The sequence below is a fragment of the Aeromonas sp. 82P genome (assembly GCF_051919365.1).
GTDB lineage: Bacteria > Pseudomonadota > Gammaproteobacteria > Enterobacterales > Aeromonadaceae > Aeromonas > Aeromonas veronii.
Genome location: NZ_JBQBEV010000001.1, coordinates 2275889 through 2289200, shown reverse-complemented (window position 1 = coordinate 2289200; position 13312 = coordinate 2275889). Strand labels below are relative to the sequence as shown.

Sequence of the window (13312 nt, the reverse complement as noted above, 5' to 3'; positions counted from 1 at the left end):
TTCCAATATCACAAGGAGTTCACCATGAAACTGCGACAAATCTGCTCTGCCACCCTGCTCGGTCTGGCGACCCTGACCACCACGCTGGCCACCACAGCGACACCGGCCATGGCCGCCGAGGCTGCCAGCCATCCGACTGTATCACCCAACCGCTATCTGGAGATGCTCTCCCGAGACAATGCGGTACTGCTGCTGGTCGACCATCAGGTCGGCTTGCTGAGCGGCGTGCGCGACACCACGGTGGGCGAGCTCAAGCACAACGTGGTGGCGCTGGCCAACGCCGCCCGCGCCCTCGGCGTGCCGGTGATCGTGACCGCGACCATGCCCGATGGCATGTGGGGCCCCACCATGCCTGAACTGACCAGTGCCCTGCCGGATGTGAAGGTGATCAACCGCACCGTCATCAACGCTTGGGACGATCCTGCCGTGCGCGCCGCCATTGAGAAGACCGGCCGCAAACAACTGATCATCGCCGGGGTATCCCTCGAGATCTGCGCCAGCTTCCCGGCCCTCTCTGCCAAGGCTGCCGGCTATGATGCCCGGGTGGTGCTCGATGCCTCCGGCACCTTCAACGAAGCCAAGCGCACCACTGGGCTGCAACGCTTGCTGGGGGCCGGTATCCCGGTCACCGACTACGCCTCCGCCGCGGTCGAGATGCTGCGCAGCAACGTCGACCCCAAGGCGCACGATGTCTACAGCGCCCTCGACATGCCTTTCGCCACCCTGGTGTGGCAGATGCAAGAGGGTGCCAAGAAGTCGTAACTCGCCCCGCCTTCGGTCAGATGACCGAAGGCATCTTTTGTCTTCAAGAGGTTATATCGATGACCAGACGCCTGACTCTCTCCGCCCCCGTCAAGGGCCAACCGCTGCGCATTGGCAGCGGCTTTGAAGCCAGCCATTTTGGCGAACACTTTTTCAACGGTCTGATAGACCCCGTGGTGATGGTGGATCACTTCCAGATGACCGCCCCCACCTTCGAGCCCCATCCCCACGCCGGGATCTCTGCCGTCACCTATCTGTTCGAGGATTCGACGAGCCCCCACGTCAACTACGACTCTCTCGGCAATCAGGGCCCCATCGAACCGGGCGCGCTCCACTGGCTGGCGGCCGGGCGCGGGGCCGTACATACCGAGCAGCCGGAAGGGGCATCCCCCTATGTCCACGCCCTGCAGATCTTCGTCAACCTGCCTGCCCGTCAAAAGATGATGTCGCCTTTTGCCGTCCACGCAGCCGCTGCCACCATCCCCGAGTTTCATGGCGAAGGGGCGCGAGTACGGGTGGTCGCAGGCCACAGCAACGGGATAACGGCGCCACACTCGGCAGAGCTGCCCCAACCCTTTACCCTGCTCGATGGCCATTGCGCGCCCGGCGCTTCACCCATCTGCTGGCGGCAGGCTGGAATGCCATGATATATCCCCTGACCGGATCGCTGACCCTGCAGGCGGAGGGAGAGCGGCACCTGATCCCGGCAGGTCACGGGATGGGTGTCAGCCTCTCTGCCGATGGCGGCGAGGCGGTGGCTCTGCAGCTTGAGGCCACCGAGCCCTGCCACTTCGTGCTGCTCTCAGGCCAGGCGCTCAATGAACCCCTGGTCAAACATGGCCCCTTCGTCATGAACAGCCACGACGCCATTGCAGATCGGCTGCATGCCTATCAGCGCGGCGAATTTGGCCAGCTCAACGATGAGTGGCTGCGCAACGGCCAATATCGGCCATGAGCACGCTCGCTGGCCACCAGCCACAAAGCACGCGCTGGCCTCTGGTCTTCCTCGCCATTTTTGCCGGTGCCAGCGGCGCCCTCTGCCTTGGCAAAGTGCCCGCCGTACTCGGCATACTGCGCAGCGAGCTGGGGCTGACACTGGTCGAAGCCAGCTATCTCGCCTCAGCTTTCAATACGCTGGCGATCCTCTGCAGTCTCTTTCTCGGCCTGTTGCTGACCCGCTGGAGTGGGCGGCAAACCGGGGTTGTCGGGCTTTTGGTTATCGTCACAGGCGGAGCGTTGGCACTGCCCGCCACCGGGCTGGCCATGATGCTGCTGTCGCGCATTGTCGAGGGGATTGGCTTTTTGCTGGTCTCGGTGGCCATGCCTGCCTTTATCGTGGCGGTGACCCGGGAGGAGGATAAGAGACTGGCCTTGAGCCTGTGGGCGGTCAACCTGCCCCTCGGGGCGGCGGCGGGTATGCTGCTCACTCCCTGGCTCACGGCGCAAGGTGGCTGGCGACTGGCCTGGCTGATCCTGATGATCCCGCAACTCTCTGCCCTGCTGCTTCTGCTCGCCAGTCGCTCGGCAGATAAACTGCGGGTCTGGGCACCCCAAAACTCGATCAACTCGGGCCACCCGCTGCGCCAACTCACGGTGTTCCGGCAGAAGGCACTCTGGCGCTACGGGTTGGCGTTCACGCTCTACAGCCTGATGCTCTGGGCGCTCTTTGTCTGGCTGCCAAGCATGTTGCAAGGCAGCCCCGGGATTGGCCAAAGCCAGATCGCCCTGCTTTCGGCGCTGGCGGTGGTCGCCAATATTCCCGGCAACCTGCTGGGGGCATGGCTGCTGCGCCGGGGCGTGGCACGAGATCGGCTCATCAGCTGGGCACTGGGCCTGATGGCGCTGTACGGCATGCTCGCCTTCTGGCCCGGCCTGTCACCGTGGTGGGCCTATGGGCTCTGCCTCGCCCTCTCCCTGGCGGGCGGTATGGCGCCGCCAGCCATCCTCTCGTCCGCGCAGGGAGTGAGTCAGGGGCCGGTGCAACTGGCCATCGTGCAGGGCTTTTTTGTCCAGCTCGCCAACCTTGGTCAGCTGCTTGGCCCCCTGTTGCTGGCGGCCCTGATGACGGACAGCGGCCATTGGGGAAGCGCTCGCTGGCTCTTTCTGGGCGGCTTGCTGCTGGTCGCGCTGCTCTATGCCGCGGGCCACCTGCCGGGCTCAAGCATGGCTGCAAAACAGGCTCGATCGCATTCGCAGCAAGATGGAAGATGACGAATAGAGAGGGAAACATCACAGTTATCACAGGGAATGCTGGCCGGACAAGAGGCTGTTCAGTATGTTAACTGTTTAATCTTGCTTAACGGTAGCCACCATGTCTCAAGTCGATCTCAATCTCTTTCGCGTCCTCGATGCGGTGATCCGCTATGGTGGTGTCACCACGGCAGCCGAGATGATGGAGATGACCCCCTCGGCCATCAGCCAGGCCATCAGCCGCCTGACCAGCCTGGTGGGCGAGCCGCTGTTTGTCCGCCAGGGACGCGGCATCACCCCCACGGCGCGAGCGCTCAGTCTGCACCACGAGATCATGGTGCCGCTGCACGACATGGAGCGCAGCCTGCAGCGCACCGATCTCTTTGATCCCCAGACCAGTCGGCGCACTTTTCGCATCGCGGGGGTGCCCGATATCGATATCTTCTTCCTGCCGGAGCTCAACAACCTGCTGCAGACCCAAGCCCCCAACTGTCAGCTGGAGTGGAACACCCAGGTGCAGGACGAAGCCCTGCGCCAGAACAGCCTCTATCTGCACAGCGTGGATCTGGTGCTGGCCACCAAGCCGATGGCGGAGCAGGGGATCGAAAACGAGCAGATCATGTCCCAGGCCCTGCGCATCGCCTGTCGCAAGGCTCACCCCAGGATCCGCCAGGCCCCCGACATGGCCACCTTCTTCAACGAAAAGCACGTGGTATTGCAAACCAGGCGGCTCGACAGCTTGCTGCTCAACACCCTGACCAAGGCGCCGCTGCCGCCGCGCCAGATTGCCTACGAGAGCGACTCCCTGCTCACCGCCCTTCATCTGGTGAGTCGTACCGACTGGCTCTGCGTCGCCAGCCAGTGGCACATGGAGAAGCTGGGGCAGGCGCTGGATCTGGCCAGCTATCCCCTCCCCTGGCTCTCGGAGGATTGCCCCGTCTACATGAGTTGGCACAAGAGCTCCGGTCAGGATACCGGGCTTAATTGGCTCAAAGATCAGGTGCGGGCCGTCAGTTCGATTTAAGTATGCTTAACAGTCAAGCATGCCCATCTCCTCATCCGGGCTATCGCTCTTCTCGACAAACCGCCTTATGGATAATCCCCCTTCAGGATAATCGGGAGCCTTTTCTCAACCAGAAAGGCGCAGCTCATGACGACATCGTCGTGCCGAAATAGCTGCGCAGCGCCTCCACCACCCGCCGCACCTTCTCCGGGATCTCCCGCTGCGGCGTGATGGCGTGGATCTCCATCGGTGCCACCCGAAAACCGGGCAACAGTTCGAGCAGCCGCCCCTGCGCCAGATCCTCGCCAATCTCCCCCTCCGGCTGCAGCGAGATCCCCTGCCCAGCCAGCGCAAACTGGCGCAGGGGCAACACGTTATTGCAGAGCACCTTGGCCTTGAACCTCACCCTGTGCTCGCCCCCCTTTTCATCCTGCAGCAGCAAACCGTTGCCCAGCATGTCGCCGCAAAGCCAGTCGTGGGTGGCCAGATCGTCGGGCGTGCGCGGCGCTCCCTTGCGCGCCAGATAGGCGGGGGCGGCGCAGAGCAGCATCCGGGTCTGCCCCAGTTTGCGGGCCACCAGGGTCGAGTCAGGCAAGGTGCCGACCCGCAGCGCCACGTCGATCCGCTCGGCAATCAGATCCCGCTTCTCGTCATCGGCGATGATCTGGATGGTGAGGCCGGGGTGGGCCTGCAGCAGCGGTGAGAGGGCCAGAGCCAGCGGCTGGCCCGCCATCCCCACCGGGGCGGTGATCCGCACTTCCCCGAGCAGGGCGTCGCGCACCTCCGAGAGGCGCAGCTCGGTCTCGCTCAGAGTCTGCTGCAACGCCCGACACCCTTGCCACACCACCTCTCCCGCCTCGGTCAGACTGAGACGACGGGTGGAGCGATGGAGCAGGGGCAGTCCGAGCAGGCTCTCCAGCTGACTGATATGCTGACTGACGGCGGAGGGGGTCATGCCAAGGGATTTGGCAGCCCCTGTCATGCTGCCCGCTTCCACCACGGCGGCGAAGATGGCGTAACGTCTGAGCTGTTCCATTATTAAATCCAGCTTATAAGTGAATGCATTTTTGAGGTGATTATTAAATCATAAATGGCGGCGTAGGATAGCCCCATTCCAACAGTGAAGGAGAGTTCCCCATGAAGATTGCCCTGATCGGTGCCAGCGGTTTTGTCGGTTCAGCCATCCTGAACGAGGCCATCAGCCGCGGCCATCACGTCACCGCCATCGTCCGCGATGTCAGCAAGGTGGCCGCCCATCCGCAGGTCACCGCCGTGGCGGTGGATGCCCAAAACCCGCAGGCATTGGCCGAGGTGCTCAAGGGGCACGATCGGGTGATCAGCGCCTACAACCCGGGCTGGAGCACACCGGATATCTACGACCAGTACCTCAAGGGCGCCAACGCGATCGTCGCAGCAGCCAAAGCGGCCAACAGCTGGCTGCTGGTAGTAGGTGGCGCCGGCAGTCTGGAGGTTGCCCCCGGCGTGCAACTGGTGGATACCCCTGAGTTTCCGGCCGAGTGGAAACAGGGGGCACTGGCGGCCCGCGACGGTCTTACCGCCCTGCGTCATGAAACCACCCTCGACTGGCGCTTTGTCTCTCCCCCGGTGTTCCTCGAACCGGGCGAGAAGCGAGGCGGCTATCGGATTGGTGGCGATCAGGTGCTGTTCAGCGGCGAACAGCCTGCCGGGATCACCGCCGGTGATCTGGCCGATGGCGTGCTGAACGAGGTGGAAAAACCGGCTCACCAGCGCCAGCGCTTTACCCTGGGTTACTGAGAGCCAACAGGCGGTTAAGGCCAGAATACGCGGTCACTCGCCTGTGCTTTCGGTCAGGTGAAAAACCGCTCAACCAGAAGGGAGGCATCCGCCTCTCTTCTGTTTTGGCCATTTTCTGTTTTGGTCATTTTTGCCGCTGGCAGCTTGCCTCTGGTTATCACTCTCCCCCTCATCGTTGCCCCTTTACCCCGCAATGGCTGCGCAAAAAACCTTCAGCCCATCAGACGCCGAATTCCATTTCGAATTTTGTGTATAAATAAGAATAATTTGTTTTTTCCGTCTTATAACACCGAACAGTAGCATCCCCTTTATCCCAGATGGCGCCACACTGTCGCGCCATCCCGTTTACCGCTTATCAGGTCTGCCAACAGCGGGGGCAGTGCAAGAGATGGCGCCAGAGATAACGAAAGAGTGAGGAGGTGCACATGAAACATTCACCACTGCCGATCATCGATCTGGCTGCCCTCAAGGGGGCGCCCGAGGTGCGTCGCCCTATGCTGGCCAGGCTGGCCGCGGCCGCCCGCGATGTGGGCTTTTTCTATCTGGTCGGCCACGGCTTGAGCAAGGTTGAGATGCTAGAGACCCTGGCGCTGGCAGAGCGCTTCTTTGCTCTGCCGGAGCAGGAGAAGCTGGCGGTGCAGATGGTCAACAGCCCCCACTTTCGCGGCTACAACCGGGTCGGTGCCGAGCTGACCCGCCAGCGGCCGGATCTGCGAGAGCAGTTCGATATCATGAATGAGGCGCAAGCCCTGCCTGCGGCCCTGATCCGTGAACCCTGGCAGCGGCTGATCGGCCCCAACCAGTGGCCAACCGCCCTGCCCGAGATGAAAGCCCATCTGCTGGCGTGGCAAGATCGGCTGAGCGATATCACCCTCACCCTGCTGGCCGCTTTTGCCGAGGTGCTGGAGCAACCGGCCAACGTGTTTGACGCCAGCATCCGCGGCGCCCCCTACCAGCACATGAAGCTGATTCACTACCCGGGGCAAGAGACGGGTGGCTGCAGTCAGGGGGTCGGCGCCCACAAGGATCCCGGCTACCTGACGCTGGTGATGCAGGATAATCACTCGGGGCTTGAGGTCGAGACGGCCGACGGCTGGATCTCCGCACCGCCCCTTCCGGGAGCGCTGGTGGTCAATATCGGCGAGCTGTTGGAGCTGGCCTCCAACGGCTATCTCAAGGCGACCCTGCATCGGGTGGTGAGCCCGCCGCCCGGTGTCTCGCGCCTATCCTGCGCCTTCTTTATGGCGGCGCGGCTCGATTCCACCGTGCCCCTGCTCAGCCTCTCCCCCGCGCTGGCAGCGCAGGCGCAAGGGCCGGAGAGTGACCCGAACAACCCACTCTTCTATCAGGTTGGGGAGAACGTGCTCAAGGGGCGGCTGCGCTCCCACCCGGATGTGGCGGCCCGCCACTATGGGGAACCCGCTCGCCTCCCGCTCACTGAAAGCGAAGCGATACCGGCCTGAACAGCACAGAGATCCGCCGGTGGGTATATGCATAAGCCACAGCCGCGTGCACATACCCGCGCTGACAAACACAACAAGCAACGAACAACAAAACAAGTCATGGCCAGAGCCTGGCCATCACGGAGCAACACGATGAAATTCAAGACCATGAGCGTACACAGCGGCCAGCGGATCGACCCACAGACCGGCGCCCTCACCACCCCGCTCTACCAGAGCAGCACCTTCAGCTACTTCAACGCCCAGGCGGGCAAGGAGCGTTTTGCAGGTCAAGCTCCCGGCTTTATCTACAGCCGCTTTGGCAACCCCACCACCGCCGAGCTGGAGCAGAAACTGGCGGCGCTGGAAGGGGCTGACGAAGCGCTGGTGGTGGCGAGCGGCATGGCGGCGGTGAGCGCCATCATGTATGCCCTGGCCGACAGCGGCGATGAGGTGGCCTATATCGGCCCGCTCTACGGCGGCACCGATGCGTTCCTCAAGCAGACCTTCAGCCGCGCCGGTATCAAGGTCACCGCTTACGAGAGCGATCGGGATCTGCTGGCCAACATCCGCCCCGCCACCAAGGTGGTACTGTTCGAAACCCTGACCAACCCCACCCTCAAGGTGGTGGATCCGCGGCTGGTGGTGGAAGCAGCCCGCAAGGTGGGCGCCATTACGGTATGTGACAACACCTTCCTCACCCCCTACCTGCTGCGTCCGCTGGAACTCGGGGTCGATGTAGTGATGCACAGCGGCACCAAATATCTGGGCGGCCACGGCGACATCATCGCCGGGGTGGTGGCGGGCTCTCACGCCCTGATGAAGTCGATCCGCACCGTGGCCCTCAAGCATATCGGCTCTCCCATCGGCCCGCAGGAGGCCTACCTGCTGCAACGCGGGGTCAAGACCCTGCCGCTGCGGATGGATGCCCACCTGCACAATGCGCAGAAAGTGGCCGAGTTTCTGGCCGCCCACCCGGCGGTGAAGAAGGTGATCTACCCGGGCCTTGCCAACCATCCGGGTCACGATGCTCTCGGCACCTTCGCCAGCGGCTTTGGCGGCATGGTGAGTATTGAGCTGGAAGGCGGGTTTGAACGCTGCGCCACCCTGCTCGATAACCTGCAACTGTTCGTGCAGGCGGTGAGTCTGGGGGATCTCGAGAGTCTCGCCTGCCATCCGGCCAGTACCACCCACGCCGCCATGGACGAGGCGAGCCGCCTCGCCGCCGGGGTCAACGACGACCTCATCCGCTTCAGCATCGGGGTGGAAGATGCGGACGATCTGATCGCCGATCTGGCCGCCGCGCTGGCGCAGATCTAACCGGGAGCACGCATCTCACTTGCCCGCCAAATGGCGGCGAGTGAGATGCCCCAAACACAACAACGGCCCATCAAGGGCCGTTGTTGTTTGTTGCGCTATGGAAAGACGGGATTTACTCCTCCCACACCACCACCTGGGATGAGGGCCAGCGATCCCCGACCTGGGCGTACTTTTGCTCCAGCAGGTGACGCTTGATCTTCATGGTGGGGGTCAGCACGCCGTTTTCGATATTCCAGGGAGTCTTCACTACCAGAATGCCGCGAATTTTGGCATGAGATTCCAGCTGATCGTTGACCCGAACCCGCGCCGCTTCCAGTCTGGCGTTGACCTCCTCCCGATTGCCCTTCATGGCGCTCTCGGCCAACTGCACCAGCGCAATGGGCTGGGGCATGCCATAACCAATCACGCAGAGCTGTTCGATAATGGGCTCCTGACCCAGCAGCCCCTCGATGGGCACCGGCGCCACATACTTGCCCTTGGCGGTCTTGAACACATCCTTCATCCGGCCGGTGATGGTGAGATAACCCTCCTTGTCCAGCTTGCCCATATCGCCGGTGTGGAGCCACCCCTCGACATCGATGGCCTCGGCGCTGTGCTCGGGATCCTTGTAGTAACCCAGCATCATCCCTTCGCAGCGGCAGAGGATCTCCCCCTCGTCGGAGATCTTGATGGTCACCCCAATCCCCGCCTTGCCGACGGTGCCGATCTTGTCGGCGCGGAACGGGTAGTTGATGGTGGAGTAGGCGTGGTTCTCGGTCATACCCCAGGCTTCAGTCACCTTGAGGCCGATGCTCAGATACCACTCAAGCAGCGCAGGGGAGACAGGCGCAGAACCGCAGCCCAACACCCGGGCCTGATCCAGTCCCAACCCCTTTTGCAGCTTGCGTTTGATAAGGCCGGAGATAAGCGGGATCTTGAGCAGCAGTTCGAGTTTCTTCTGGGGCAGCTTCTCGTGGATCTTGATGCGGAACATGGCCCACAACCGTGGTACCGAGATAAAGACGGTGGGACGGCAACGTTTGACATCTTCGATAAAGGTGTCGAGAGATTCAGGGAACGCGATGGTAGCTCCGCCATAGAGACTGCCGCCGTAGATGTAGACCCGCTCAGTAATGTGGGCCAGCGGCAGGTAGGAGAAGCCCCGATCGGCCTGGCTCAGGCTCACCGTCTCCACCAGCTTCTCGCACGACCAGGCGTAACGCTCGACGCTCAGCATGGCCCCTTTCGGCTTGCCGGTACTGCCGGAGGTGTAGACCAGACTCAGCAGGGAGTCAGGGGCCTGCACCGGGCTGTCAGGGATCGGCTCGTGCGCCTCCAGCAGGTCATCCCACTGGTGGCTGGCCGGCATGGTGTCATAGGGGAAGGCGATGCGCAGCAGATCGGCGGGTACGCCAGCCTCCTGACTCTTCCAGTCATCCAGCTTGCCGACGAAGATCGCCTTGGCCTCGCTGTGGCGCAGCACATATTCGATGGTGTCGACGTTGGCAGTCGGGTAGATGGGCACGCTCACATACTGCCCCATCTGCATCGCCAGATCGGCGATAAACCACTGGGCGCAGTTCTTGGAGAGCAGCGCCACCTTGTCACCCGCCACCAGACCGAGGTGACGCAAGGCCGTCACCATCCGCCGCGCTTCATCGGCCACTTCACCCCAGGTGAAATCGACATATTCGCGGTTGATGGTTTGACGCAGGTAGGTTCGATCAGGACACTGCCGCTCCCAGTGATAGAGCATCTCGAGCGGCAGTTTATTGGCAATGCGTGAGGAGGAGGCCATAGTTTAATCCCTGAAACAAAAGGCGAAACTTATTATTAACCTTTCACTAACTTCAGGGGAAGGATAAACTCAAACTTCAGTTTGAATTGTGTATCCGATCAAGCTTCTGCGTCTTGTTGCAAACGACTCCACATCGCCTGTACCAGTTTTTCATCCTCTTCAGATAGCTCACCTTGCAAGATCGCCTCGTTGAGGCTGCGCAGCACATAGCTCTTGACGTCCCGCACCAGGGTCTTGCCTTCCAGCTCGGCCCGGGCAACGGCCAATGAGATATGACCTCGCAGGTAACCCCCCGCAAACAGCTCATCGTCGGTCGCGGTGGCAACCATGCTGTCGATCAGTCCCAACAACTTGTGCTCAAAATCGTGAATCGTCATGTAACGCAGCCTCATTTGCGGCAAAAAATTCGGGGGTATGGAACCGCAATCCGGTTGATTGCAGCTCTCTGGCGCCAGGCCAGCAGCGTCCTTGGCGTCCTATTTCGGGTTGGCCACCGGGTAGATGACCTGATCCTTGTATCCCGTGGTTATTCGCAGATAACCACGCAACGCCCGGTTTAATTCGGGATCATCGGTGTCCACCAGCAGCGGCCTGCCCGCAAGGGCGGCAAGCTTGGCTTTGGTTGCCAGCACCTGGATATTGTCCAGCCCGACACACCGAATCACCTCAGGACTCAATTGCTGATTTCCGCGCCCGAACAGATGTCCCTGTCCGCCGATCAGGGTAATGATCAGTCGGCAGCGACGGCCGCGGACCCGGGTCAGGATCTCGGCGGCGCTGAGATCCTGCCCGATAAGTCGGCCATTTTCCACCAGATCCACACCGAGCAAAGTATTTTCCAGACCGAGCTCTGCCATACAGGCTGCCACCGTGCTGCCGGAGCCCATCAGATAGAGGGTATCGGGCTCCATCTGCTCCACCACACCGGCGGCGAGATCCGCCAGCACCAGTTCTTCGGACTCCTTGCCCCCCTGTTTTACCGCCTGTACGTAACGCAGATCGCTGGGCACCTTCAGCTGGCCGTAGTGGCGGGCCCGCACCTTGCCCGCGCGAAACGCCTCTTCGTCGATGTCGCGCACCTCGGCATCGATCAGGCTGAGCAGTTCCCCTGCAATCATCCGCGCCACCACCCGCCCGCTGGCTGCGGGCGTCACCCCGTAGACGCCGGAGTGGATCTTGCACCCCGCGGGAATGCCGAGCACATGGCAAGACTCCCCCACCGCGGCGCAGATATCCCGCGCCGTGCCATCGCCACCGGCAAACAGCAGCAGATCGACCCCGGCTTCGCACATCAGCTCTGCAGCGTGGCGGGTATCGTCAGCCGAGGTGCTCTCCCCGGCCGGTTGATAGATGACCCGACAGGGCAACCCCAGCTCGCGGGCCACCGCCTCCCCCATCTCTCCCGCCACCGTCAGCAGTTCAAACGGGACGCTCAGCTCGCACAGTGGCAACAGAGCTTGCCGCGCCCGCTCCTGCGCCTTGGGCACAGCGCCTCGGGCCAGCGCCTCGGCAACCACACCGTCACTGCCCTTGAGCCCCACTGCACCGCCAATCCCGGCGACCGGATTAATAATGAACCCTAATCGAAACATGCCAGCCTCCCTTGCGATGGCCACCATTTTTATCTTTTCCCCCCTCTGGGACAAGCAGTGGCGCCCCTGCTAGAATGCGCTGCTTCAATTTTCCAACCAATTTTCAACCAAGGTTCAATCATGCTGGAATGGGTTCTTGATCCCTCTGCCTGGGTCGCACTCGCCACCCTTACCCTGCTCGAGATCGTGCTGGGCATCGACAACATCATCTTTATCTCCATCCTGGTAGGTCGCCTGCCGGAGGCGCAGCGTCAAAAAGCGCGCATTCTGGGTCTGGGGCTCGCCATGGGCACCCGGATCCTGCTGCTGCTCTCGCTGGCCTGGGTGATGCGCCTCACCGATCCGCTCTTCACCGTGCTGGGTGAAGCCATCTCCGGCCGCGATCTGATCCTGCTGCTGGGGGGCCTGTTCCTCATCGGCAAGAGTGCCCACGAGATCCACGTCACCCTGGAAGGGGCGGCCGAGCCGGAAAGCGTCAGCAAAGCGGCCTCGGGCTTTATCAGCACCCTGATCCAGATCGCCATCCTCGATATCGTCTTCAGCCTCGACTCGGTGATCACCGCGGTCGGCATGGCCGATCACGTGCCGGTGATGGTGCTGGCCATCATGATTGCCGTCCTCATCATGATGTTTGCCGCCAAATCCATCGGTGATTTTGTCGATGCCCACCCCACCATCAAGATGCTGGCCCTCTCCTTCCTCACCCTAGTGGGTTTCGCCCTGATGGCCGAGGGGATGGACCTGCACATTCCGAAGGGCTACATCTACTTCGCCATGGCCTTCTCGCTGGTGGTGGAGATGATCAACATCCGCCTGCGCAGCCATCACGACAATAACGGGCAAAATAGCGCGCAGTAACCCTGCCCCCACATGCCCTCGCGACCCCAGCTGTCGCGATCAAAAAGAGCGCCGGTCGGGCGCTCTTTTTTATGGGTAACGACACGATAAAAGGGTTATTGATCGCTGATGACGATGGCAACCCGGCGGTTGGCGGCCCGGCCCTCTCTGGTCTTGTTATCCGCCAGCGGCATGGTCTCGCCACGGCCATGGATCTCCAGATTGGCTGGCTTCATGCCGACCGAGACCAGCACATCGGCCACCGACTGGGCCCGCTTCAGGGAGAGTTGCTGGTTGTAGCTGCTCTCGCCGGTATTGTCAGTGTGCCCATCCACCCGCGCCTTGTCCAACCCTACGCCAAGCAGTGTTTTACCCAGTTTTTCAACGGATTGGCGAGTCTGGGGATTGAGCGCCCCCACGTTGTTGGCAAACAGCACCCGGTTGGCCAGATCCAGCGTCCACCCCTCATCGGTCAGATAAAAGCCCTGCTCCTTGAGCACGGCGATTTGCTCCGGGGTCAACCCTTTGGGGGCACTCTGGCAACCGGCCAGCAGTGACAACATCAACCCCAGCAGGGTCACTTTCAACAGGTGGGTGATCTTCATGGTTTGCTCCT

Annotated in this window: 14 protein-coding genes; 9 read left to right on the top strand and 5 right to left on the bottom strand. The window is 61.9% G+C overall.

Features of this window, described 5'->3' with window-relative positions:
- Positions 1–24: 24 nt before the first annotated feature.
- From ACTG2S_RS10550 to ACTG2S_RS10530, 5 genes are all read left to right on the top strand, one after another.
- Complete coding sequence (locus tag ACTG2S_RS10550) at positions 25–762, top strand: isochorismatase family protein (RefSeq protein WP_005333630.1); 738 nt, start codon at positions 25–27, stop codon at positions 760–762.
- Positions 763–821: 59 nt separating this feature from the next.
- Positions 822–1409: a pirin family protein gene (locus ACTG2S_RS10545; RefSeq protein WP_439982480.1), complete on the top strand. Its 588-nt coding sequence runs from the start codon at positions 822–824 to the stop codon at positions 1407–1409.
- Positions 1406–1717, top strand: a complete 312-nt coding sequence (locus ACTG2S_RS10540) for a pirin-like C-terminal cupin domain-containing protein (RefSeq protein ID WP_439982477.1) — start codon at positions 1406–1408, stop codon at positions 1715–1717. The genes ACTG2S_RS10545 and ACTG2S_RS10540 overlap by 4 nt, the downstream gene beginning before the upstream one ends.
- Positions 1714–2973 carry an MFS transporter gene (locus tag ACTG2S_RS10535; RefSeq protein WP_439982476.1) on the top strand — a complete coding sequence of 420 codons (1260 nt, stop codon included), beginning with the start codon at positions 1714–1716 and terminating at the stop codon, positions 2971–2973. The genes ACTG2S_RS10540 and ACTG2S_RS10535 overlap by 4 nt, the downstream gene beginning before the upstream one ends.
- Positions 2974–3073: 100 nt before the next feature.
- A complete protein-coding gene (locus ACTG2S_RS10530) occupies positions 3074–3976 on the top strand; it encodes a LysR family transcriptional regulator (RefSeq protein WP_274160940.1) in 903 nt (300 codons plus the stop codon).
- Positions 3977–4100: 124 nt separating this feature from the next.
- On the opposite strand, the gene ACTG2S_RS10525 is transcribed toward ACTG2S_RS10530, so the two are convergent.
- Positions 4101–4991 (bottom strand): LysR family transcriptional regulator, encoded by an 891-nt coding sequence (locus ACTG2S_RS10525; protein ID WP_236375646.1) that lies wholly within the window; start codon positions 4989–4991, stop codon positions 4101–4103.
- Positions 4992–5092: 101 nt separating this feature from the next.
- Between ACTG2S_RS10525 and ACTG2S_RS10520 the strand changes: the two genes are divergently transcribed.
- From ACTG2S_RS10520 to ACTG2S_RS10510, 3 genes are all read left to right on the top strand, one after another.
- Positions 5093–5731 carry an NAD(P)-dependent oxidoreductase gene (locus ACTG2S_RS10520; protein ID WP_270817143.1) on the top strand — a complete coding sequence of 213 codons (639 nt, stop codon included), beginning with the start codon at positions 5093–5095 and terminating at the stop codon, positions 5729–5731.
- Positions 5732–6156: 425 nt separating this feature from the next.
- Positions 6157–7194 carry an isopenicillin N synthase family dioxygenase gene (locus ACTG2S_RS10515; protein ID WP_439982474.1) on the top strand — a complete coding sequence of 346 codons (1038 nt, stop codon included), beginning with the start codon at positions 6157–6159 and terminating at the stop codon, positions 7192–7194.
- Positions 7195–7326: 132 nt separating this feature from the next.
- A complete protein-coding gene (locus tag ACTG2S_RS10510; protein WP_439982472.1) occupies positions 7327–8490 on the top strand; it encodes a trans-sulfuration enzyme family protein in 1164 nt (387 codons plus the stop codon).
- A 112-nt stretch (positions 8491–8602) separates the two neighbouring features.
- On the opposite strand, the gene ACTG2S_RS10505 is transcribed toward ACTG2S_RS10510, so the two are convergent.
- The 3 genes from ACTG2S_RS10505 to ACTG2S_RS10495 form a co-directional block, all read right to left on the bottom strand.
- Positions 8603–10267 carry an AMP-binding protein gene (locus ACTG2S_RS10505; RefSeq protein WP_274160938.1) on the bottom strand — a complete coding sequence of 555 codons (1665 nt, stop codon included), beginning with the start codon at positions 10265–10267 and terminating at the stop codon, positions 8603–8605.
- 98 nt (positions 10268–10365) lie between these two features.
- Complete coding sequence (locus ACTG2S_RS10500; protein WP_005333639.1) at positions 10366–10644, bottom strand: YfcL family protein; 279 nt, start codon at positions 10642–10644, stop codon at positions 10366–10368.
- A 99-nt stretch (positions 10645–10743) separates the two neighbouring features.
- Positions 10744–11859 carry an ATP-NAD kinase family protein gene (locus ACTG2S_RS10495; RefSeq protein ID WP_274160937.1) on the bottom strand — a complete coding sequence of 372 codons (1116 nt, stop codon included), beginning with the start codon at positions 11857–11859 and terminating at the stop codon, positions 10744–10746.
- Positions 11860–11979: 120 nt separating this feature from the next.
- On the opposite strand from ACTG2S_RS10495, the gene ACTG2S_RS10490 reads away from it, so the two are divergent.
- On the top strand, positions 11980–12717 hold the full coding sequence (locus ACTG2S_RS10490; protein ID WP_058056946.1) for a TerC family protein: 738 nt from the start codon (positions 11980–11982) through the stop codon (positions 12715–12717).
- Positions 12718–12812: 95 nt separating this feature from the next.
- Here the strand turns inward: ACTG2S_RS10490 and ACTG2S_RS10485 are convergent, their stop codons facing one another.
- Positions 12813–13301, bottom strand: a complete 489-nt coding sequence (locus ACTG2S_RS10485; protein WP_005333642.1) for an OmpA family protein — start codon at positions 13299–13301, stop codon at positions 12813–12815.
- Positions 13302–13312: the final 11 nt, after the last annotated feature.